This window comes from Streptomyces hyaluromycini (assembly GCF_002217755.1).
GTDB classification, from domain to species: Bacteria; Actinomycetota; Actinomycetes; order Streptomycetales; family Streptomycetaceae; genus Streptomyces; species Streptomyces hyaluromycini.
Genome location: NZ_BCFL01000041.1, coordinates 1 through 19,810 on the forward strand (window position 1 = coordinate 1; position 19,810 = coordinate 19,810).

The following is a 19,810-nucleotide window of genomic DNA, read 5'->3' on the forward strand; positions in this document are numbered from 1 at the left end:
ACCTAGCCAGTGGCCCGAGCGGCTCCGACATATTGCGATAATCAACCTCATGATCGAGGCGCGGCGGCTCCACATCCTCCGTGCGGTGGCCGACCACCGCACGGTGACGGCGGCTGCCGCCGCGCTGTATCTGACCCCCTCGGCCGTCTCCCAACAGCTGACAGCCCTTGAGCAGGAGACCGGCCACCGCCTGGTCGAGCGCAGCGCCAAGGGCGTACGGCTGACCCCGGCCGGCGAGATCCTGCTCGCCCACACCAACGCGGTCCTCGCCCAGCTGGAGCGGGCCGAGGCAGAGCTGGCCGCGTACGGTTCCGGCGAGGCCGGCACGGTCACCGTCGCCGCCTTCGCCACCGGCATCGCGCAGGTGGTCGCCCCGGCCGTGGCCCAGCTCGCCCGCACCGCCCCCGGCATCCGCATCCGCGTCCAGGACGCCGAGGGCGACGCCAGCCTCCCGATGGTCCTGGACCGGCAGGTCGACGTCGCGGTCGCGGTCGAGTACCGAGGGGCCCCGCCCGCCGACGACCCCCGGCTCACCCACGTATCCCTGTACGCCGAGCCGTTCGACGCAGTCGTCCCGCTCCACCACCGGCTGGCCGAGACCCCCGAGGTCCCCCTCGCCGAACTGGCCAAGGACACCTGGATCGGCCCGTACCCCGGCAACCCCTGCCACGACGTGGTCGTCCTGGCCTGCGAGAGCGCCGGGTTCCAGCCCCGCCTGGAGCACTCCTCCGACGACTTCCGCGCCGTGGTGGCCCTGGCCTCGGCCGACGCGGGCGTGGCCCTCGTCCCGCGCTCGGCGCTGCGCGGCATGGACCTGACCGGCGTGGTCGTACGCCCCGTCGACGGCGTCGCCCCGACCCGCCGCGTCTTCGCGGCCGTACGACGTGGAGCCGAGGGACATCCGCTGATCCGCCCGGTGCTGACGGCCCTGGGCGAGGCGGCACGGATGTGAGGCGTCCTTAACGCCGGCGTTTCACATCGGGGATATCGTCCCGGATGTGAAACGCGAGGAGACGGCCGTCCCGGACCCCGTCGCCCCCGACCCCGTCGACGCCCGCCTCGGCAGCCGCCTCGCCGAACTGCGGGCCGAACACGGCTGGTCCCTGGGCGAGTTGGCGGAGCGCAGCGGAGTGAGCAGGTCCACCCTGTCCCGGGCCGAACGGGCCGAGACCAGCCCCACGGCAGCCCTCCTCAACCGCCTCTGCAACGTCTACGGCCGGACCATGTCCCAGCTGCTCAGCGAGGTCGAGGCGGAACCCGCGCCCGTACTGCGCGCCGCCGAACAGCAGGTGTGGGAGGACCGCGCCGCCGGTTTCGTACGACGCTCCGTGTCGCCGCCGCACGGCGGACTGCGCGGCGAACTCGTCGAGGGCCGGCTCTCCGTAGGGGCGGACATCGCCTACGACCGTCCGCCGGTGCCCGGTCTGGAGCAGCACATCTGGGTGCTCGACGGGAGCCTCGCCGTGACGGCGGAGGGCACCGAGCAGCTCCTGGACGCCGGAGACTGCCTGCGGCTGCGGGTGTGGGGGCCGACGCGGTTCCGGTGCGCCGGATCCGGCGAGACGCGGTACGTGCTGGCGGTGGTGCGGCCGTGAGGACACTGCGCCTCGGGGCGGAGCAACTGCCGCAACGGGTCGGGGAGCTGGCCGAACTCCTTGCCGACACCGTGAACGGCGGGGCGTCCGTCGGCTTCCTCGCCCCCTTGGCGCGGGAGCCGGCCGTCGCCTGGTGGCGGGGGCGGGCGGCCGCCGTTGCCGCCGGGCAGCTCGCCGTCTGGGTCGCGCTGGACGACGGCGGCCGGGCCGTCGGCACGGTCGGCCTGGCCTTCCCCCACCCCGACAAGCCCAACAGCCCGCACCGCGCCGAGTTGGTGAAGCTCATGGTCCACCGCGACGCCCGCGGCCGGGGCGTCGGACGCGGGCTGCTGGCCGTCGCCGAGGAGGCCGCGGTCGCCGCCGGGATCACCCTGCTCCATCTGGACACCGAGACGGACAGCCCCGCCGAGCACCTCTACCGCTCGGCCGGCTGGACCCGCGCCGGGGTCATCCCCGACTACGCCCTCGACCCCCACGGGGTGCTGCGCCCGACGACCCTCTACTACAAGCACGTGGGCGCTCCGGCCGGATGACTGTCAGTGGCAGCGGCTACGGTTCGGGGCATGCCGGAAGCCGAAGACGTACGCCGCGTCGCCCTGTCCCTGCCGGACACCAGCGAGAAGATCGCCTGGAGCATGCCCACGTTCCGGGTCGCCGGGAAGATGTTCGCCACGCTGCCCGAGGACGAGACCTCCATCGCCGTGCGCTGTCCCAAGGAGGAGCGCGACGAACTGGTGCTCGCCGAGCCGGCCAAGTTCTGGATCGCCGACCACGAGGCCCAGTTCGCCTGGGTCCGGGTCCGGCTCGCCGCGCTGGAGGGCGAGGGCGAACTGCGCGACATCCTCGCCGACTCCTGGAGGCAGGCGGCCCCGACCCGACTCCTGGACTCCTACCCGGAGTTGGGGCTGCCGGGCGGGAGCTGAACACCCGCGCCGCACCGTCACGGCCGGCCGGGGCAAAAGGCGTGCGCGATCACCGAGCCGAGTGCGGTATTGTTTCCTTGCGCGTTTCGACCGGGGAAACCCCAGGTCAAACGGCACCGGGACGTGGCGCAGCTTGGTAGCGCACTTGACTGGGGGTCAAGGGGTCGCAGGTTCAAATCCTGTCGTCCCGACTTGCGAATGAGCAGGTCAGGGTGTGTGTCGGAGTCTTTGACTCCTGATGCACACCCTTGATTGTTTTCCGGCATCCGCGTGCGGCAGGCGCGCGGTGCGTCGTGGGCGACGGACCAAGTGGGTGTGATGCCGCACTGGTTGACGTCGGTGCCCCGGCTGCTTATGCCCTGCGGACATCCGGCCGGAGTACTCTGGCGACCGAAGGTTTGAATTCTCAAACAGTCGCTCATCGGAGAACGTCATGCGCGTCGCGATCACCGGGTCCACCGGACTCATCGGTTCCGCCCTCACCCGTTCCCTCCTCGCCGACGGCCACCGCGTGCTGCGGCTGACCCGCGGCCGGACCGCGGCCCGGGCGGCCGACGGGAGCGAATCCGCGCCCTGGGAGCCCGGCACCCGGCTGGACCCGGCCGTCCTGGACGGTGTGGACGCCGTGGTGCACCTGGCCGGAGCGGGAGTCGGCGACCGGCGCTGGAGCGCGGCGTACAAGCAGGAGATCGAGCTCAGCCGCCGCCAGGGGACGCGGACCGTCGCCGAGGCCTGTGCCGAGGCCGCCGAGCCGCCCCGGGTACTGATCTCGGCCTCGGCCACCGGCTACTACGGCGACACCGGCGACCGTGTCGTCACGGAGACCGACCCGGCCGGCAGCGACTTCCTGGCCTCCGTCTGCGTCGGCTGGGAGTCCGCCGCCGCGCCGGCCGAGCAGGCCGGCGTCCGGGTCGTGCACCCGCGAACAGGTCTCGTGGTCTCCGCGGAGGGCGGCGCCTGGGGCAGACTTTTCCCGCTCTTCCGGTTCGGCCTCGGCGGCCGGCTCGGCTCGGGCGACCAGTACTGGCCGTTCATCTCGCTGCCCGACCACATCGCCGCCCTGCGCCACGCGATCGACCACGACGACCTCGCCGGGCCGGTCAACTTCACGGCCCCCGAACCGCTGACCAACCGCGAGATCACCCGCGCGATGGGCCGGATCCTGCACCGGCCCACCCTCGCCGCCGTGCCCGCCTTCGCGCTGAGGATCGTCCTCGGCGAGTTCTCCGAGGGCATCACGGGCAGCTGCCGAGCCGTTCCGGCCGGTCTGCTGAAGACGGGTTTCACCTTCCGGCAGCCCGGCATCGACGACGCGCTGCGCGCCGCGCTGTCCCAGGGGTGACCGACCGGGTCCGCCGGCCCCGGTGGTCGCTCCGACCTGCCGCGTTAACCTGTCGTTATGTGCCCGAACCGTCCGGAAGGGGCCGAACCCGAGTCGTCCCCGGCCGCGGGGGCGCGGGCGAGGGCACTGGCGCTGGCCCTCCGGCAGGCGACGACGGGTGTCGGGGGACGGGGCGCCCTCCTGCACCGATGGGACCCCGGCACGGGCCGGCTGACCCTGGTGGCGGTGGACGGTGTCGACGCCGAGGCGGCGCGGCCCTGGGCGGAGCTGCGCGAGGAACAGGACGCGCCGCCGTCCTGTGCACTGCGCCGCGGCGTCCTCGTCCAGGCGGCCGGGGACGGCCTCGGGACCGGCGCGGCCGGTACGGTGGCGGTCCCCCTGATCGGGGCCGCCGGGCCCGTCGGCGCGCTCTCGGTACTGCTGGTGCCCGGAACCGGCGAGCCCGACGACATACAGCTGTCCTTCCTGCACGCGGTGGCGGCCTGGACCGCCGAGTGCCTGGACTTCGCCGCCGGGAAGCCGCCGCACCGGGAACCCCTGCCCGGGCACGGGCGCACGGCCCGGACGATGGCGCTGACCGCGACGCTCGCCGAGGCCGTGACCGTCCAGGACGTCGTACGGGCCGTGGCGCAGCACGTCCTGTCGCCGTTCGGCGCCGACGGGATGATCGTCTCCGTGTTCGAGGACGGCAGGCTGACCAGGGTCGGCGAGGTCGGCTACCCGGCGGACTACCTGCGGCGGTTCGAGGGCCCGCTCAACGCCGGCATGCCCGTCACCGACGTGCTGCGCACCCGCAGGGCGCAGTTCATGGAGTCGCCCGCCCAGATGTACGAGCGCTATCCCGCCGTCACGGACAAGATCCTGATGGGGACCTCGCCCAAGATGGCCTGGGCGTTCCTGCCGCTGATCGCCTCCGGGCGGGCCGTCGGGGTCTCGGTCCTGTCCTACAACCAGCCGCGCCTCTTCAGTGAGGAGGACCGCGCCCACCTGACCACGTTCAGCGCCCTGGTCGGCCAGGCGCTGGAGCGGGCCCGCCTGTACGACCTGGAGCACGCCCGCGCCCAGGAACTGCAGAGCGCCCTGCTGCCCCGGACACTGCCGCGGCTGCCCGGCGCCGTCGCGGCCGCGCGCTACCTGCCGGCGGGCCGGGGCGAACAGGTGGGCGGCGACTGGTTCGACGTGATCCCGCTCTCCGCCGACCGGGTCGCCCTGGTGGTCGGCGACGTGATGGGCCACGGCATCGCCGAGGCCGCCACCATGGGCCGGCTGCGCACCGCCGTACGCACCCTCGCCGACCTCGACATGGCCCCGGACGACCTGCTGGGCCACCTCAACGACCTGGTCAGCGAGCTGGGCGAGGACTTCTACGCCACCTGCCTGTACGCCGTCTACGACCCGGTCGGCCGCACCTGCTGCTACTCCCTCGCCGGGCATCCGCCGCCGGTGTTCGTGCATCCCGACGGCACCGTGCAGAGCCCCGTCGTGAGCCCCGATCCGCCGCTCGGCGCCGCCACCCCGCCGTTCGCCGTGCACGAACTCCCGCTCCCGGACGGGAGCCTGGTCGTGCTGTGCACCGACGGGCTCATCGAATCCGGGGCACGGGATGCCGAGGAGGGTCTGGCTGAGCTGCTGCGCGTGCTGGGCCGGGCCGCGGTCCGGCCGGCCCGTTTCACCGGCGCCGACCAGGAGGAGGACTTCCGGGGCGTGGCGGAGCTGTGCGACACGGTCGTCGCGGAGCTGCTGCCGGACCGGGAGCGGACCACCGACGACGCGGCCCTGCTCATCGCCCACACCCGGGCCCTGCCCCCCGGCGACATCGCCTCCTTCGGCCTGCCCGACGACCCCCGGGCGGCCGGCCGGGCCCGTGAACTCGTCCGCGACCAGCTCTCCCGGTGGGGCCTGGACGACCTGTCGACGACCACCGAACTCCTGGTCAGCGAGCTGGTCGGCAACGTGATCCGGCACGGCAAGGGCCCCATGCGGCTACGGCTGCTGCGCAGCCGCAACCTGACCTGCGAGGTCTACGACGGCAGTCTCAGCACCCCGCGCATCCGTCACGCCACCTACACCGACGAGGGCGGCCGCGGCCTGCAGCTGGTCGCCGCCCTGTCCCGGCGCTGGGGCGCCCGCTACCTCAGCGACGCCAAGTGCATCTGGACCGAGCAGGACATCCCGAACGGCTCCCGCTGCCGAGAGCCCAGAACCTGACATTCCAGTATCGACAGGTCGAAGCCAAGATGTCTTGCCGAATCTGTCACTACTGGATTTACGATGGAATCATGAGCCTTCGCCACGCACTCCTCGGACTCCTCGTCGACCGGCCCGCCAGCGGCTACGACCTGCTGAAGCTGTTCGACACCTCGCTGGCCCACGTCTGGCCGGCCACCCAGAGCCAGGTCTACGGGGAACTGAACCGGCTGGCGGAGGCCGGGCTGGTCGACGTGTCCGCCGAGGGCCCGCGCCGGCGCAAGGAGTACCGGGTCACGGACGAGGGGGTCAAGGAGCTGCGGGAGTGGCTGGTCGCCCCGACGCAGCAGCAGCCGCGCCGCAGCGAACTGCTGCTCAAGGTGTTCTTCTTCAACCTGGGGTCCGACGAGCAGGCCCGCGCGGTCCTCGCCGAGCGGGCGGAGCTGGCCACGGCCTACCATGAGCGGCTCGCGGAGCTGAGAACCGAACTGGAGCAGGACGAGGGGCCGTTGACCGCCAACGGCCGGATCGCCCTCGAATACGGCCTGCGCTGGGCCGAGATGGAGCGCGACTGGGCCCGCTGGGCCGCCGAACAGCTCGGCTGAACGCCGTCGGCGGCACACCGGCCGGGTGCCCGGGAGCGGCTCCCTAGCTCACGAACCCCACATGGGCCAGGGCCTGCTTCAGCAGCACCCCGTGGCCGCCGGGCATCTCGCTCTGCAAGGCCTCGGACACCGCCTCCTGCGGGCTGAACCACACCAGGTCCAGGGCGTCCTGCCGGGGCCGGCAGTCACCGGTGACCGGCACGATGTAGGCCAGCGACACCGCGTGCTGACGCGGGTCGTGATACGGGGTGACGCCCAGCGTCGGGAAGTACTCGGCCACCGTGAACGGCTGCAGCGAGGTCGGCACCCGGGGCAGGGCGACCGGGCCGAGGTCCTTCTCCAGATGGCGCAGCAGGGCGTCGCGGACCCGCTCGTGGTGCAGGACACGGCCGGAGACGAGGGTCCGGCTGACGGTTCCGTCCGGGCCGATACGGAGCAGCAGTCCGATGCTGGTGACTTCGCCGCTGTCGTCGACGCGTACCGGCACGGCCTCCACGTACAGGATCGGCATACGGGCGCGAGCCATCTCCAGCTCGTCGGAGGACAGCCAACCGGGCGTGGTTTCGGTCATGTCAGACATTGCTTGATCATACTTTCCGGGCGGGGCGCGCGGTCAGTCGCGGCCGGGGTCGGATGCGGGGAGTCCGTAGAGGCGACGGGCGTTGTCGCGTCCTGTCCAGGCGGCGATCCGCACCGCGTCGGTCGGGCTCAGTTCATCGGCGTCCACCCGGTCCTGGAGCATTCCGGCCAGCCCCTGCCGGAAGGACAGCGCGCCGAGGTGGTGGAACTCGGCCACACCATAGGCGTCCGAGCTGTACAGCAGTTTGCGGAACGGGGTGATCTCCATCGCCTCCGCCAGCACCGCCCCGGCCCGGGCCGGGCCCACGTGGTGCAGCGTGAGCCCGACGTCGAGGTGCACATGTTCGAACACCGCGGCCAGGTAGGCGGCTTGACGCTGGTAGGGCCAGCAGTGCAGCAGGAGCACCGGGACGGTGCCCACGGTCAGCCGCAGCCAGTCGGTGAGCAGGGCCGGGTCCGCCTGGTGCAGCCGCAGGTCCGAGTCCCCGAAACCGGCGTGGAGCTGGAGCGGCAGTCCGAGTCCGACGGCGGTCCACAGCAGATGACGTATCAGCACCGGGTCCGTGAGCCTGCCGCCCCGGGCGAACCACAGCGCGGCCGCGCGGGTCACCTCGGCGTACGTCGGCCGCGCCGGGTCCAGGGCGAAGCCGGTGCGGTAGGCGGCCACCGACTTGACCGCGACCACACCCGGCCGCCGTGCCGCCTCCTCGGCCGCCGCCCGGAAGGCGGCCGCGTACCCGGCCGCCTCGATGCCCTGTGCGGCCACCGCCTCGGCGATGCTCTCCAGGCGTACGACCTCGTAGGCACGCGCGCCGGCCGCCGCGGCGAGTTCGGCGGGGGAGGTGACCGGGTGCGGGGCGAAGCCGGTGTCCACGCAGAATGCCTCGGTGTGCGCGGCCGTCAGGAACCGGCGGTTGACCTCCTGCCAGCCCAGTTCGGCCCGGCGCGCCAGGTAGTCGGCGGCGGGCGCGTGCCGGTCCAGCCCGAGCAGGGGTGCGCAGTGCCGTCGTACGGCGATGCCCGCCGGGCTGTCGAACGGCGAGACGCCCGGCCAGGCCTCGCCCTCGGTCAGCAGCGACTCGAACTCCGGCCCGGTGAGGTCGGCGGTGACCGCGCCGTGGCAGTGGTGGTCGACGAGGGGGAGCGCGTCCAGGGCTTCCCGGATCGGTCCCGGCATCAGTACTTCCAGCGGTAGGCCGCCGCCACCCCGGCGTCGTCGAGTCCGGCGACGGCCCCCGTCTCGCCTTCGCGCACGGCGATCACCGCGTCGGCGAGGACCGGGCCGAGCGCGGTGCGCAGCACCTCGTCCGCGCGGAACTCCTCGACGGCCTGGGGGAGCGAGGTCGGCAGCCTGCGCACCCCCCGGGCCACCGCCTCGTCCGGGATCAGGCGGGCCGGGTCGTCGGTGACCTCCTCGGGCAGCGATGCGCCCGAGGCGAGCCCGTCGAGTCCGGCGGCGATGGCGCAGCCGAGGGCCAGATACGGGTTGGCGGCCAGGTCGACGGGCTTGAGCTCCAGGTTGGCGTCCTGGCTCTGGTGGCCGGCCGTGCCGGTGATGACCCGGACCCCGGTCTCGCGGGTCTCCCGGCCCCAGGCCGTGAACACGCCCGCCCACTGGGCGGGCTTCAGCCGCAGATAGCTGGCCGGGCTCGGCGCGATCACCGCCGTCAGCGCGGGCAGGTGCGTCAGCAGCCCGGCGATGAACGACTCCGCCGCGGCCGTCATGCCGTACCGGCGGTCGCCCCCGGCGTGCAGGTTGACGCCGTGGCGCCAGAGCGAGAGATGGAGATGGCCGCCGTTGCCGACGCCCCGCTCGGCGACGGCCGGGGCGAAGGAGGCACGCAGGCCGTGCTTCTGCGAGACGGCGCGGATGGTCTGCCGTACCAGCACGCTCTGGTCGGCCGCCGCCACCGGGTCCAGGGCGCCGGTGGAGAGCTCGAACTGGCCGGGCGCGTACTCGGGGTGGAACTGGGCGACCGGCACCTCCTGCTTCTCCAGGGCCCCGAGCAGGTCGGCGGCATAGTCGCTCAGCTCGATCTGCCGGGCGGCGCCGTACGCCGGGCCCGACGTGGCCGGTGCGAACTCGTCGGCCGGTGCCGCGGCCCGGCCGAGCGTCCACTCGATCTCGATGCCCGCCCTGAAGGTGATGCCGTGCCGGTCCTCGGCGTCGGTGACGATCCTGCGCAGGAAGGTGCGGCTGCACCCGGGGTGCGGCTCACCCTCCTGGGTGAGCCGGTCGACGGGGGCCCAGGCCCAGCCGGGCTGCCCGGCCAGCACCACCAGCCGGTCCAGGTCCGGGTAGAGGCGCAGGTCGCCGTCGGGCGAGCCGAGGACGTCGGTGCGCACGATCGCGTCGTTCGCCAGGAAGGTGTCGAACACCGGGGACATGCCGACACCCCAGGCCACCGCCGGCTGCAGCCTCTGCCAGGGAACGGTCTTCACCCTGCAGATCCCGGCGGTGTCCACATAGGCCAGCACGATCCCGCGCACACCCTGCGCGGACAGCTCGTGGGCGAGGGCGTGGGCCCGGGCGAGATCGCCGGGGCTCCCACCGGGTACCGGATCGACCAGGGGTGGCATACGACGTCCTCCTCGACGGGCTCGGATGCACGCGTCCCGGTCAGGGTTTCACGGCGACCGCGCCGAACTGCGCTACCGGCGCCGGGGAGTCGGCCCCGTCGGCCCGCCGCCGCTCACGGTGTGACGAGACGGTCCTGCTCCACCGGCGGCGTGCCCTCGTGCCAGGGCAGCGGCCTGCCGAAGCGGATCAGCTCGCCGTAGAGACCGGGGTCGACCTGTTCGGCGAAGACCAGGTCGAGCACCGCGCGGGCGGCCTCGGCGGGGGACTGGGCCCCGCTGTAGTCGCTGAACCAGGGGCGGGACGTGGCGGTGTCGACCATGCCGGGGCAGACGGAGGCGACCAGGGTGCCGGCGGCCAGGTCCTGCTCCCGGCGCTCGGCGGCGACCGCGCGGACGGCGGCGACCTGGGCCACCTTCGAGGGCACGTTCAGCCAGACCGGCCAGCCCGCCTCCGCGGCGGTGCGGTTGTGGATGGCGCTGCGCCAGGACTCGACGGCGTACTCGACCTGGTCGAGGCTCGCGCCGTCGAACAGGTGGTGCAGCCGCGGGTCGAGGTGGCCGAGGGTGCCCAGCGAACTGGCCACCACCAGCAGCCGGCCGCGCGGGCGCAGCACGGCGCCGAAGGAGCGCAGGACCGCCTGGGTGGCGGTGTTCGAGACGTCGATGAACTCGTCGGCCCGTTCGGACTGCGAGTCACCGGGCAGCACCCGGGCGACCGCGTTGGAGACGACGATGTCCACCCCGCCGTACCGGGCCCGGAGTTCTTCGGCGAGCCGGGCGATCGCGTCGGTGTCGGTGACGTCCAGGACCCGGCCCTCGACGCGGGCGCGGGTCCCGGGCCGCCGGGGGACCTCGACGGCGGCGTCCGTCACGCGCCCGGGGTCGCGTCCGGTGAGCAGGACCAGGTCGTCCGGGCCCAGCCGGGCGGCGAGTCCTTCGGCGAGGGCGCGGCCGAGACCTTGGTTCGCGCCGGTGACCAGGGCGATGCGGGAAGTGTTCATACATCCCACGCTAGGAACGACCGGCCCATGAGTCCAACGAAAGATAGGCACGGCTAGTATGCGCAAACATCATGGACTTCAATGATGTGTCACTGACCGCGCTGCGGGTCTTCCGCGCGGTCGCCGAACAGGGAACCTTCACCGCGGCCGCGGCCTCGCTGGGCTACACCCAGTCGGCGGTGTCCCGGCAGATCGCCGCGATCGAGCGGGCGGCGGGTGCGGAGCTGCTGGAGCGGCGCCGCGACGGAGTACGGCTCACCGCGGCCGGCCGCGTGGTCATGCGGCGCGCGACGACCGTGCTCGACGAGATCGAGGCGACCGCGAGGGAACTGTCCGGGCTGCCCGGAGAGGCCGGGACGGTCCGGCTCGGCTGGTTCCCCACCGCGGGCGCCGCACTGGTCCCCCGAGCCTTGACCGCGCTCCGCCGGACGGATCCCGGGCTCCGGGTCGTCGGCCGCGAGGGCACCACCCCCGCACTGGTGCGTGCCCTGCGCGCGGGCAGCATCGACCTGGCCCTGCTCGCCTCGGCGCCCCCGTTCCGGGCACCGGACGCCGAATCGCCCCCGCTGGTGCTCCAGACCCTCACCGAACGCGCCCTGTGTCTCGCACTGCCGGCCGGCCACCCGCTGGCCCGGGGCGACTACGTCGACGTGGCCGACCTGCGCGGGCAGCGCTGGATCGTCGGCTCCGCCTCCGGGGAGGACCGGCTGATGGGGGTGTGGCCCGGCCTGGACGAGCGGCCGGAGATCGCCCACATCGCGCGGGACTGGCTGGCCAAGCTCTATCTCGTCGCCGCCGGCTGCGGGCTGACCACCGTTCCGGCCGCCCTCGCCTCCGCCGTGCCGCCGGGTGTCCGGATCCTGCCCGTGCGCGGCGGACCTCAGGAGCAGCGCCGCCAGCTCCTGGCCCGGCTGCCGCACCCGCCGGCCGAGGCGGTCACCCGGGTGGCGGCCGCCCTGCGGGCGGCGGCGCTGGACACGGACGTACCGGACGGGCCCAAGTAAGTCCTCCGCGGGCTAGGTTGCTCCCGGCCGCGAAGGCGGTCGTCCGGCGGCACGGCCGGGACGGCGCCCGGCCCGGCGCCCGACTCGGCGTCCGGCCCGATGCCGGGACCGACCAGCGAGACGGTACTTACCCATCGGGTTGTCCGGACATAGCATCGGTCCCCGCATGAACACGATGACGCTCTGGCACATATCCGGCTGGGAGTTCGCCGCCCTGGCACTCGCCGCGCTGCTCGTCGGCTTCTCCAAGACCGCCGTCAGCGGGGCCAACACCGTAAGCCTCGCCATCTTCGCCGCGGTCCTCCCGGCCCGCGCCTCCACCGGTGTCCTGCTCCCGCTGCTCATCGCGGGCGACGTGCTGGCCGTGGCGACCTACCGCAGGCACGCCCACTGGCCCACGCTGTGGCGGCTGTTCCCGGCGGTCGCGGCCGGCGTGGTGATCGGCACGCTGTTCCTGGTCTGGGCCGACGACGGCGTCGTACGGACCTCGATCGGCGCGATCCTGCTGCTGATGGCCGGGGTCACGCTGTGGCGGCGCCGCACGGCCGACCGCCCCGACGACCCGGACGCGGTCACCACCCGGGCGGGCCGGGCGAAGGCCGGTTCGTACGGCGTGCTCGGCGGCTTCACCACGATGGTCGCCAACGCGGGCGGCCCGGTGATGTCGATGTACCTGCTGTCGGCCGGCTTCCGGAAACTCGGCTTCCTGGGCACCTCGGCGTTCTTCTTCCTGATCGTGAACCTCTCCAAGGTCCCCTTCAGCGCAGGACTCGGCCTGATCGACGCCCACTCGCTGCTCCTCGACGCCGCGCTCGTCGCGTTCGTCGTCCCCGGCGCGCTCATCGGCAAGTGGGCCGTGCACCGGATCAACCAGCGGCTGTTCGAGCAGCTGGTCATCGCGGCGACGATCGTCGGCGGCCTCCAGCTCCTCCTGCGCTGACCGGTCCGGCGACCCGGTCCGGCGACCCGGGAATGCGACGGCGGGGAGCGTTGTTGGACCGGTCGTGAATGACATGCTCGGATCAAAGATCCCGGGTGTGGGCGAAAGGAGGACCTCATGGCACGCAGCACCGCGCGTCCCGTCGTCAGGCTGAAGTCGACGGCCGGGACCGGTGTCACCTACGTGACCCGCAAGAACCGCCGGAACAACCCCGACCGGCTGGTCCTGCGCAAGTACGACCCGGTGGCCGGCTCGCACGTCGACTTCCGCGAAGAGCGCTGAAGCCGAACGCACCGCCGACCCAGAGAGGAAACCCCATGAAGGCCCGCATTCATCCCGCGTCCCGGCTCGTGGTCTTCCGGGACCGCGCCGCGGACACGGCGTTCCTGACCCGCTCGACCGCCGACTCGTCCCGGACGATCGAGTGGGAGGACGGCAACACCTACCCGCTGATCGACGTGGAGATCTCGTCCGCGTCGCACCCCTTCTACACCGGCAAGGCGCGGGTCCTGGACAGCGCCGGCCGAGTGGAGCGTTTCGAGCGCCGTTACGGCCGCACCGCCGCCGCCCGCGGCTGACCCGGCCCGGTGACCGACCCGAGGAGAACAGAACCATGAAGGTGCGCAAGTCCCTGCGCTCGCTCAAGGCCAAGCCCGGCGCCCAGGTGGTCCGCCGGCGCGGCGTGGTCTACGTGATCAACAAGAAGGACCCCCGCTTCAAGGCCCGCCAGGGCTGACGGAGGTCGCGTCCCACGACGGCCGCCCGGCGATCCAGCCGGGCGGCCGTCGCGCGTCACGGCATTCCTTGCGGCCGGTCCCGGTCTTCCGGTCGGTCCCGGCCTTGCGGTCGGTCCCGGTCCTGCGGTCGGTCCCGGCCGGTCCGATGGGCTTGGCGACTCCGATCCGGCGAGCCGGCGGCCACGACGAAACCTGGCCCTGCCTGTGCCGCCCGCGCCGCGTGTGCCGCCTGTGTCGGCCGGTCGCCGGGGCCCTTCGCCCCAGGCGCTGCCCCCTTGCTGCGGACCCCGTACGCTCGCCCCATGTCCCCGCACGTCCTGATCCTCGGCGGTACCGCCGAGGCCCGCCGTCTCGCCACCGAGTTGTCGGGGCGCCCCGGAGTCCGTGTCACGACCTCGCTCGCGGGCCGGGTCGCACGGCCGGGCTCGTTGGCCGGCGAGGTGCGGATCGGCGGGTTCGGCGGGGCGGCCGGCCTCGGCGACTGGCTTCGCGAACACCGCGTGGACGCGCTGGTGGACGCCACCCACCCCTTCGCCGAGACGATCACCGCCAACGCGGCGGGCGCCGCCCGGGCCACCGGAATCCCCTCCGTCGTCCTGCGCCGCCCCGGCTGGCAGCCGGGACCCGGCGACGACTGGCACCCGGTCCCGTCCCTGCCCGCGGCGGCCGCCGCCCTGCCCCGCTTCGGCCCCCGTGTCTTCCTCACCACCGGCCGCCTGGGTCTGTCCGCCTTCGCCCACCTGACCGACCGGCACTTCGTCGTACGGTCCGTGGAGCCCCCCGAACCCCCCATGCCCCGGCACACCGAAGTGCTGCTGGCGCGCGGGCCGTTCACCGTCGCCGACGAGACCGCGCTGCTGCACGGGAACCTGATCGACGTCCTGGTCACGAAGGACAGCGGGGGAGCGGCCACGGCCGCCAAACTCACGGCCGCACGGGAGCTGGCGCTGCCCGTGGTCGTCGTACGGCGGCCCCCGCTGCCGGACGGCGTGACGGCGGTACTGGATGTCGCCGGTGTACTGGAGTGGCTGGGGCCCGGCCCCGCGTGACCGCCTCGGGCGTCAGACCGTCCTGGCGGCAGGCGTCAGGTCGGCCGTCTGTTCGGACAGCCCGTCCGTCAGGTCCTCGACCAGCAGCCGTTTGCCGATGGTGTCGACGGCGGCCCGCAGGTCGGCGCCCGAGGGGCGGCCCAGGTCCTGCTGGACGCGGTCCTTCAGCGAGTCCGGCCCGTGCGGCGAGGCGAACTCCTCGCCCATGTCGGTGGAGCCGAGCCGGGCGCTGTCCCGCAGCTGGACCTGCTTGAGGAACAGGGCCACCACGAACCCGACGGCCGCGACCGGCACGGTCCACAGGAACACGGTGTGGATGGTGTCGGCGTACGCCTGGATGATCGGCTCGGCGGCGGCCGCGGGCAGCCGATGGACATGTTGGTGGCCAGACCGCACAGGAACGAGCCGGTGATGAAGACGATCGCCGAGACCTGGAAGACCCCCCTGCGGCCGAACAGATCGCCGAACTTGCCGACCAGGACGGTCGCCACGGTCTCCGCGAGGAGGTACGAGGTGACCACCCACGACATGTGCGCGGCGCCGCCCAGGTCCGACACGATCGTCGGCAGCGCGGTGCCCACGATCGTCTGGTCCAGGGCCGCGAGCAGCATCCCCAGCATGATCGTCACGAAGACGACGTTGCGCCGGCCGGTGTCCGGCACGGGCGGCTGGGACGCGTCGGGCAGGACGGTTTCCTCGGTCGCTGTCACGATGTCACCTTCACACCGGTGGGCTACCGTCGCATGCCCGATGGGTCCACCCGGGTACCGCTCAGCCCTCCTTCGGAGCCTCCGGGTGGCGGCGCAGCAGATACGTGTCCATGATCCAGCCCTTGCGCTCCCGCGCCTCGGCCCGCAGCCGCTCGATGCGCGGACCGGCCTCGGCGATCGGACCGGAGACCAGGATCTCGTCCGGGGTGCCCAGGTAGGCGCCCCAGTAGATGTCGATGTCCTGGTCCGCGTACCGGCGGAAGGCCTGGTGCGCGTCGAGCATCACCACCACGTCGTCCACCCCGTCCGGCAGTCCCTCGGCGAGCCGTCGGCCGGTGGTGATCTGCACCGGCCGGGCCACCCGGTTCAGCCCCGTGCGGTGCCGGGCCGCCAGCGCCGAGACACTGCTGATCCCGGGCACCACGTCGTACTCGAAGCGCACCGTGCCCCGGGCCAGCACCTCCTCCAGGATCGCCAACGTGCTGTCGTACAAGGACGGATCGCCCCACACCAGAAAGGCGCCGGTCTGCCCCTCGCCCAGCTCCTCGCGGATCAGCCGCTCGTAGATCTCCGCGCGGGCGCTGCGCCAGTCCCCGACGGCCGGCGAGTACGCCCCGCCGCCCGCGCCCCGGTCCCGCTCCGGGTCCCGCGCCTCGACCAGCCGGTAACCGCCGTCCGGTATGTGGGTGTCGAGCATGTCCCGGCGCAGCTGGGTCAGGTCGCTCTTGACCTCGCCCTTGTCGAGGAGGAAGAACACATGGGTGCTCCTCAGCGCCCGGACCGCCTGGAGGGTGAGCTGGTCGGGGTCGCCCGCGCCGATACCGATGACATGAATCTTTCGCACGCCCCCGAGTCTGCCGCATGCCACTGACAGCGGGGCGTCCCGGTTCTACGGGGCGCCCCGCAGCCGGGGCGCCTCGGCTCCCGCGTCGACGCTTTCGGCACCGCTCTCCACCCGCCCGGCCAGCTCCCGCGCCCACAGCACGAGCCCGTCGACATCGATCCCGTGCGCCTGCCGGCCCGCACCCCCGGCCGCCCACTCCTCGACCGCGCCCGCGCCGCGCCGCAGCAGCCGCGCCCCGCCGGTCACGTTCCCGCGGGCCGCGTGCGTGAGCCCCACCGCCAGCTGGGCCAGCCCCCGCCACAGCGTCCGCTCCGCCTCGGGCCCCGACTTCCAGGCGTCCTCGAACACCTCGTGCGCGTGGAACGGCTTCCCGGCGTCCAGCAGCGCCTGTGCCTCGGCGACCGTCTCCTGCGGAGTCCGTACGACGCCCTCGGGCTGCCGCTCGACGCCCGGTGCGCCGTACGGCAGCGGCCGCCCCAGCCCGTCGCGCGGCCGGGCGCTGCGCGCCCGCCCCTCGGCGTCCCGGTCCCGTGTCTCTGTCCACGCGTCTCGCATACGACCGATTGTCCTCCCTCGTCCGCCGCCTGCTTTCGGCCCGGCCAGGTACGTGGGGTAAGGTGCTGTTCGCGCGATCACGCGGGTCACCGCGCGACAGTGCACCGGGACGTGGCGCAGCTTGGTAGCGCACTTGACTGGGGGTCAAGGGGTCGCAGGTTCAAATCCTGTCGTCCCGACGGTGTTCACCAGCGGGTTTGCCGGAAACGGCAGGCCCGCTGGATGCGTTCGGGTGACACGTGATGGCGACGTGATGGCAGTGTGTGTCAGGGCCCTGTCGATGGCGGTGTCTCGGGCTGCGTAGGACCCCAGGTGGCCGTAGAGGTTGACGGTGGCGGACAGCGCCGAGTGCCGCAGCGTCTTGGAGACCACGGCCGACCCGGGCGAGGGCGGCCTGGCGCTCGAGTGCAGCGGCGACGCGCGGGGACAGGCTCACCCAATTGCGGCTGGCTTTCGTTTTGGGGTGGGCGAGGTAGAGCCGGTTGTTGTTGACGGCCGTGAGGTTCCACCGCACCAGCACCTGCCCGGTCATCGTTCCGGAGTTCGTGACGCCAGTGTTGAAACCAGCAGGCGTACGGCAGTTGAGGGCTGGCCGGAAGCAGGGGTGTATCTCCGGTTCGTTCTCGTACGGCTGGACGGGCCACTGGGAATCACCCGCGTAGACGACGCCGCCGCCCCGGCGCACTCCGAGGAACCCGATGCCGTACAGCGCTTCGATGACACCTCGGGCAGTGAGAGTGTCTCGACGAACGTGAGCCCTCCCCATCCGCCCGGCCCTTCATCTCCCCTTCACCTCAAAGGCGTTGCCGCGTCACGGCCACTCCTTTAGCTTCGGCCGGATCGTCCCGCTGACCTGGAGAGCAATGAGCCGTTCCCTCCCGAGCCGTCGTCTGTCCGGGCTCGGCGCCGTCGCGATCGGCATCACTGCGCTCGTGGTCTTCGTCCGGCTCTGGGCGGACGGGGCCGACAGCGCGGATGCCCAGCCGGGCCGAGGATGCGTCTCCTCCGTTCCGTACGTCTCGGGCGTGGGAGGCTATGCCAGTTACCGCATACCCGCCGTCGTCCGCACCCGCGGCGGGACCTTGCTCGCCTTCGCCGAAGGCCGGGTCGGTGGCAGGGCGGACCACGGCGACATCGACGTCGTGCTCAGGAGGTCGTGGGACGGCGGATGCACATGGGGGCGGTTACAGGTCGTCGCAGAGGGCGGGGGGAACACCCGGAGCAACCCGTCCCCGGTCGTCGATCCCCGGACCGGGAACATCGTGCTCGTCACCTCATACCACAGCGGTGACGTCACCGAAGCGCAGATTCTGCGCGGTGAGGCCACGGGCGCGCTGGGCCGGCGGGTCTTCGTGCAGACGAGCGAGGACGACGGACGCTCCTTCTCCGCCCCGCGGGAGATCACGTCGGCGGTGAAGCGGCCGGACTGGCGCTGGTACGCCACGGGGCCGGGGCACGCCGTCGCGCTGACCCGGGGTGACCACGCGGGGCGGCTGGTGGTCCCGGCGAACCACTCTTCCGGGCCGCCTCCGGGGGCGCCGGACACCGGTCAGGAGCCCAGGTACTACGGGGCGCACGCGATCTACAGCGACGACGGGGGGACGTCCTGGCACCTGGGCTTCGTCGATGACTCCTACGAGGGCGTGTACAACGCCAACGAGTCGACGGCGGCTCAACTGCCGCACGGACGGCTGTACTTCAATGCCCGGAACCAGAAGGGCACGAGCTCGGGGAAGCGTCTGGACGCCTACTCCAGTGACGGGGGTGCCAGCCTGGACCGCGGCTATACGGAGCAGCGTTCGCTGAACGACGTGCCCTTGGTGGAGGGGAGCGTGCTGCAACTGGCCGGGGAGAGAGGGAACCTGCTGTTCTCGGGGCCCTCTGTACCGACCGACCGTGCGGCGATGGCGTTGTGGAGCAGTACGGACGGGGGGCGGTCCTTCAGCAAGGCGCTGACCCTGTCCGCGCGGAAGGCCGGGTACTCGGACCTCGTTCAGGCCGACGGCGAGAGTGTGGGCATCCTGTACGAGACGGGTGTGCGGACGGCGTATGAATCGATCGAGTTCCGGCGGGTTCCCCTGAGCGAGTTGCCGGCCGACGGCCAATAGAAAGGTCTTCTCGTCCGCGCTGATCACGTACTCGTACCCCGCAGCCTGCCCTGCCCGTCACCGCCCCAGCCCCCGCAATGACCGGTGCAAGAGGCCACGTGGACAGGGAAAACGCAACTTCGACATGGCCCGCAGAGGCAGCTACCTTCACCTGGTCTTCGGCGATCGCCCACGGTCGCACAGGAGTTCCTTCAGGCTGAGCCACCCGCGACGGGATGAGTCGGTCACGCCCCACGAACGCTCGCCCCCATGCGTAGGCCACCGAACCGGGTCCGCACCAGGCACCCCCAACCAGGGAGAGACGCATGCCCCGTCTTGCGCTGTACACATTCGGCGTCCTGAAGTCACCTCTCGCCGATCCGGCACCTCTCACGCGCGAGTTCTACGACACTGGTGAGGCCGTCTACCGGAAGATCAGCCAGCACCCCGGGTACCTCGCGCGTGCTGAAGCGGCAGACGGTGACCGGGGCATGCTCTTCGAGGCGGACTGGGGTGCATGGGGAGAGTTCGCCGTACCGACCTGGTACGGCAAGGGCCGTACGGTGGAAACCACCGCCCTGGCCGCGACCCTCTCACTCTGGACCGACCTGCGCCCCGCCCTCGACGCCGTCTACACCGGTCTGCACCGTGAGGCGCTGAACAGGCGTTACGACTGGTTCGAGAGGACAGGACACCCGAATTACGTGCTCTGGTGGGTCTCCGACGGCGTGATACCCACCTGGCAGGACGGGGTTTCCAGGCTGGAACACCTCCACGACCACGGCTCCGCGCCGCACGCCTTCACCTTCCACCACTCGTACGCCCCCGAGGGAACTCCGACCAGGATCAAAGGCATCGGGCCGAAGAGCGACCAGGTTCCCTGACCGGGAAGCCTGGAGCACCAAGACGCCATCCTGCCCACCAGCACGCGTCGCGTGCTTGGCGCGGGGGGCGCCGGTCGCCGGGCAGACCGTGCAGGCCGGCGCGCTGCGTCAGCAACTCCACGGCGCCGCGGCTGACATGGATGCCCCAGGCCCAGACGGGGCTCGGCGTGCACCCGGCGGGAACCGTA

22 protein-coding genes, 2 tRNA genes and 1 pseudogene are annotated in these 19,810 nt (G+C 72.6%); 17 read left to right on the forward strand and 8 right to left on the reverse strand.

Annotated features, from left to right (window positions below; all coding sequences use genetic code 11):
* The first annotated feature begins 49 nt into the window (after positions 1–49).
* From SSP29_RS49100 to SSP29_RS49135, 8 genes are all read left to right on the forward strand, one after another.
* On the forward strand, positions 50–952 hold the full coding sequence (locus tag SSP29_RS49100) for a LysR family transcriptional regulator (RefSeq protein WP_089107532.1): 903 nt from the start codon (positions 50–52) through the stop codon (positions 950–952).
* A gap of 46 nt (positions 953–998) precedes the next feature.
* The gene (locus SSP29_RS49105) at positions 999–1,595 is read left to right on the forward strand and encodes a helix-turn-helix domain-containing protein (protein ID WP_089107533.1); all 597 of its coding nucleotides are present in this window, start codon (positions 999–1,001) and stop codon (positions 1,593–1,595) included.
* The gene (locus SSP29_RS58055) at positions 1,592–2,128 is read left to right on the forward strand and encodes a GNAT family N-acetyltransferase (protein WP_089107534.1); all 537 of its coding nucleotides are present in this window, start codon (positions 1,592–1,594) and stop codon (positions 2,126–2,128) included. The genes SSP29_RS49105 and SSP29_RS58055 overlap by 4 nt, the downstream gene beginning before the upstream one ends.
* Before the next feature lie 30 nt (positions 2,129–2,158).
* Entirely contained in the window at positions 2,159–2,518 is a 360-nt protein-coding gene (locus tag SSP29_RS49115; protein ID WP_150136445.1) for an MmcQ/YjbR family DNA-binding protein, read from the forward strand.
* Between the two features lie 117 nt (positions 2,519–2,635).
* Positions 2,636–2,709: transfer RNA gene (locus SSP29_RS49120), tRNA-Pro, on the forward strand.
* Positions 2,710–2,951: 242 nt separating this feature from the next.
* Positions 2,952–3,860 (forward strand): TIGR01777 family oxidoreductase, encoded by a 909-nt coding sequence (locus SSP29_RS49125; protein ID WP_089107536.1) that lies wholly within the window; start codon positions 2,952–2,954, stop codon positions 3,858–3,860.
* A gap of 57 nt (positions 3,861–3,917) precedes the next feature.
* Positions 3,918–6,068, forward strand: a complete 2,151-nt coding sequence (locus SSP29_RS49130) for an ATP-binding SpoIIE family protein phosphatase (RefSeq protein WP_089107537.1) — start codon at positions 3,918–3,920, stop codon at positions 6,066–6,068.
* A 71-nt stretch (positions 6,069–6,139) separates the two neighbouring features.
* Positions 6,140–6,652 (forward strand): PadR family transcriptional regulator, encoded by a 513-nt coding sequence (locus SSP29_RS49135; RefSeq protein WP_089107538.1) that lies wholly within the window; start codon positions 6,140–6,142, stop codon positions 6,650–6,652.
* 43 nt (positions 6,653–6,695) lie between these two features.
* Here the strand turns inward: SSP29_RS49135 and SSP29_RS49140 are convergent, their stop codons facing one another.
* The 4 genes from SSP29_RS49140 to SSP29_RS49155 all read right to left on the reverse strand — a co-directional run bounded on the left by SSP29_RS49140 (position 6,696) and on the right by SSP29_RS49155 (position 10,812).
* Positions 6,696–7,223 carry an NUDIX hydrolase family protein gene (locus tag SSP29_RS49140; RefSeq protein WP_167450201.1) on the reverse strand — a complete coding sequence of 176 codons (528 nt, stop codon included), beginning with the start codon at positions 7,221–7,223 and terminating at the stop codon, positions 6,696–6,698.
* Positions 7,224–7,265: 42 nt separating this feature from the next.
* Complete coding sequence (locus SSP29_RS49145; RefSeq protein ID WP_150136447.1) at positions 7,266–8,408, reverse strand: amidohydrolase family protein; 1,143 nt, start codon at positions 8,406–8,408, stop codon at positions 7,266–7,268.
* On the reverse strand, positions 8,408–9,811 hold the full coding sequence (locus SSP29_RS49150) for a type I glutamate--ammonia ligase (RefSeq protein WP_089107540.1): 1,404 nt from the start codon (positions 9,809–9,811) through the stop codon (positions 8,408–8,410). The genes SSP29_RS49145 and SSP29_RS49150 overlap by 1 nt, the downstream gene beginning before the upstream one ends.
* 113 nt (positions 9,812–9,924) lie before the next feature.
* Positions 9,925–10,812 (reverse strand): SDR family NAD(P)-dependent oxidoreductase, encoded by an 888-nt coding sequence (locus tag SSP29_RS49155; protein ID WP_089107541.1) that lies wholly within the window; start codon positions 10,810–10,812, stop codon positions 9,925–9,927.
* 71 nt (positions 10,813–10,883) lie between these two features.
* Between SSP29_RS49155 and SSP29_RS49160 the strand changes: the two genes are divergently transcribed.
* From SSP29_RS49160 to SSP29_RS49185, 6 genes are all read left to right on the forward strand, one after another.
* Positions 10,884–11,816: a LysR family transcriptional regulator gene (locus tag SSP29_RS49160; protein WP_089107542.1), complete on the forward strand. Its 933-nt coding sequence runs from the start codon at positions 10,884–10,886 to the stop codon at positions 11,814–11,816.
* A gap of 166 nt (positions 11,817–11,982) precedes the next feature.
* On the forward strand, positions 11,983–12,756 hold the full coding sequence (locus SSP29_RS49165) for a sulfite exporter TauE/SafE family protein (RefSeq protein ID WP_089107543.1): 774 nt from the start codon (positions 11,983–11,985) through the stop codon (positions 12,754–12,756).
* A 117-nt stretch (positions 12,757–12,873) separates the two neighbouring features.
* The gene (gene rpmG, locus SSP29_RS49170) at positions 12,874–13,038 is read left to right on the forward strand and encodes a 50S ribosomal protein L33 (protein WP_089107544.1); all 165 of its coding nucleotides are present in this window, start codon (positions 12,874–12,876) and stop codon (positions 13,036–13,038) included.
* A 35-nt stretch (positions 13,039–13,073) separates the two neighbouring features.
* Positions 13,074–13,334 carry a type B 50S ribosomal protein L31 gene (locus SSP29_RS49175; protein ID WP_089107545.1) on the forward strand — a complete coding sequence of 87 codons (261 nt, stop codon included), beginning with the start codon at positions 13,074–13,076 and terminating at the stop codon, positions 13,332–13,334.
* A 35-nt stretch (positions 13,335–13,369) separates the two neighbouring features.
* The gene (gene ykgO, locus SSP29_RS49180) at positions 13,370–13,492 is read left to right on the forward strand and encodes a type B 50S ribosomal protein L36 (RefSeq protein ID WP_046728129.1); all 123 of its coding nucleotides are present in this window, start codon (positions 13,370–13,372) and stop codon (positions 13,490–13,492) included.
* A gap of 303 nt (positions 13,493–13,795) precedes the next feature.
* Complete coding sequence (locus SSP29_RS49185; RefSeq protein WP_089107546.1) at positions 13,796–14,542, forward strand: cobalt-precorrin-6A reductase; 747 nt, start codon at positions 13,796–13,798, stop codon at positions 14,540–14,542.
* Between the two features lie 12 nt (positions 14,543–14,554).
* On the opposite strand, the gene SSP29_RS58060 is transcribed toward SSP29_RS49185, so the two are convergent.
* The 4 genes and pseudogenes from SSP29_RS58060 to SSP29_RS49205 form a co-directional block, all read right to left on the reverse strand.
* A complete protein-coding gene (locus SSP29_RS58060; protein ID WP_167450197.1) occupies positions 14,555–14,938 on the reverse strand; it encodes a hypothetical protein in 384 nt (127 codons plus the stop codon).
* A pseudogene (locus SSP29_RS58065) lies at positions 14,917–15,252 on the reverse strand (MFS transporter); the annotation flags it as partial. The gene SSP29_RS58060 and the pseudogene SSP29_RS58065, both read right to left, overlap by 22 nt.
* A 61-nt stretch (positions 15,253–15,313) precedes the next feature.
* On the reverse strand, positions 15,314–16,096 hold the full coding sequence (cobF, locus tag SSP29_RS49200) for a precorrin-6A synthase (deacetylating) (protein ID WP_089107548.1): 783 nt from the start codon (positions 16,094–16,096) through the stop codon (positions 15,314–15,316).
* Positions 16,097–16,141: 45 nt separating this feature from the next.
* The gene (locus SSP29_RS49205; protein ID WP_089107549.1) at positions 16,142–16,651 is read right to left on the reverse strand and encodes a DUF309 domain-containing protein; all 510 of its coding nucleotides are present in this window, start codon (positions 16,649–16,651) and stop codon (positions 16,142–16,144) included.
* Positions 16,652–16,756: 105 nt separating this feature from the next.
* Between SSP29_RS49205 and SSP29_RS49210 the strand changes: the two genes are divergently transcribed.
* From SSP29_RS49210 to SSP29_RS49220, 3 genes are all read left to right on the forward strand, one after another.
* Positions 16,757–16,830, forward strand: a tRNA-Pro gene (locus tag SSP29_RS49210).
* A 684-nt stretch (positions 16,831–17,514) separates the two neighbouring features.
* The gene (locus SSP29_RS49215; RefSeq protein WP_089107550.1) at positions 17,515–18,759 is read left to right on the forward strand and encodes a sialidase family protein; all 1,245 of its coding nucleotides are present in this window, start codon (positions 17,515–17,517) and stop codon (positions 18,757–18,759) included.
* A gap of 305 nt (positions 18,760–19,064) precedes the next feature.
* On the forward strand, positions 19,065–19,622 hold the full coding sequence (locus tag SSP29_RS49220; protein ID WP_089107551.1) for a DUF3291 domain-containing protein: 558 nt from the start codon (positions 19,065–19,067) through the stop codon (positions 19,620–19,622).
* The last annotated feature ends 188 nt before the right edge of the window (positions 19,623–19,810 follow it).

What these genes read in the sequence shown, in the direction of transcription:
- SSP29_RS49100 (WP_089107532.1), top strand. Translation starts at nt 50, where the DNA reads ATGATCGAGGCGCGGCGGCTCCACATCCTCCGTGCGGTGGCCGACCAC.
- SSP29_RS49115 (WP_150136445.1), top strand. Translation starts at nt 2,159, where the DNA reads ATGCCGGAAGCCGAAGACGTACGCCGCGTCGCCCTGTCCCTGCCGGAC.
- SSP29_RS49125 (WP_089107536.1), top strand. Translation starts at nt 2,952, where the DNA reads ATGCGCGTCGCGATCACCGGGTCCACCGGACTCATCGGTTCCGCCCTC.
- SSP29_RS49130 (WP_089107537.1), top strand. Translation starts at nt 3,918, where the DNA reads ATGTGCCCGAACCGTCCGGAAGGGGCCGAACCCGAGTCGTCCCCGGCC.
- SSP29_RS49135 (WP_089107538.1), top strand. Translation starts at nt 6,140, where the DNA reads ATGAGCCTTCGCCACGCACTCCTCGGACTCCTCGTCGACCGGCCCGCC.
- SSP29_RS49140 (WP_167450201.1), bottom strand. Translation starts at nt 7,223, where the DNA reads ATGACCGAAACCACGCCCGGTTGGCTGTCCTCCGACGAGCTGGAGATG.
- SSP29_RS49145 (WP_150136447.1), bottom strand. Translation starts at nt 8,408, where the DNA reads ATGCCGGGACCGATCCGGGAAGCCCTGGACGCGCTCCCCCTCGTCGAC.
- SSP29_RS49150 (WP_089107540.1), bottom strand. Translation starts at nt 9,811, where the DNA reads ATGCCACCCCTGGTCGATCCGGTACCCGGTGGGAGCCCCGGCGATCTC.
- SSP29_RS49155 (WP_089107541.1), bottom strand. Translation starts at nt 10,812, where the DNA reads ATGAACACTTCCCGCATCGCCCTGGTCACCGGCGCGAACCAAGGTCTC.
- SSP29_RS49160 (WP_089107542.1), top strand. Translation starts at nt 10,884, where the DNA reads ATGGACTTCAATGATGTGTCACTGACCGCGCTGCGGGTCTTCCGCGCG.
- SSP29_RS49165 (WP_089107543.1), top strand. Translation starts at nt 11,983, where the DNA reads ATGAACACGATGACGCTCTGGCACATATCCGGCTGGGAGTTCGCCGCC.
- rpmG (WP_089107544.1), top strand. Translation starts at nt 12,874, where the DNA reads ATGGCACGCAGCACCGCGCGTCCCGTCGTCAGGCTGAAGTCGACGGCC.
- SSP29_RS49175 (WP_089107545.1), top strand. Translation starts at nt 13,074, where the DNA reads ATGAAGGCCCGCATTCATCCCGCGTCCCGGCTCGTGGTCTTCCGGGAC.
- ykgO (WP_046728129.1), top strand. Translation starts at nt 13,370, where the DNA reads ATGAAGGTGCGCAAGTCCCTGCGCTCGCTCAAGGCCAAGCCCGGCGCC.
- SSP29_RS49185 (WP_089107546.1), top strand. Translation starts at nt 13,796, where the DNA reads ATGTCCCCGCACGTCCTGATCCTCGGCGGTACCGCCGAGGCCCGCCGT.
- SSP29_RS49205 (WP_089107549.1), bottom strand. Translation starts at nt 16,651, where the DNA reads ATGCGAGACGCGTGGACAGAGACACGGGACCGGGACGCCGAGGGGCGG.
- SSP29_RS49215 (WP_089107550.1), top strand. Translation starts at nt 17,515, where the DNA reads ATGAGCCGTTCCCTCCCGAGCCGTCGTCTGTCCGGGCTCGGCGCCGTC.
- SSP29_RS49220 (WP_089107551.1), top strand. Translation starts at nt 19,065, where the DNA reads ATGCCCCGTCTTGCGCTGTACACATTCGGCGTCCTGAAGTCACCTCTC.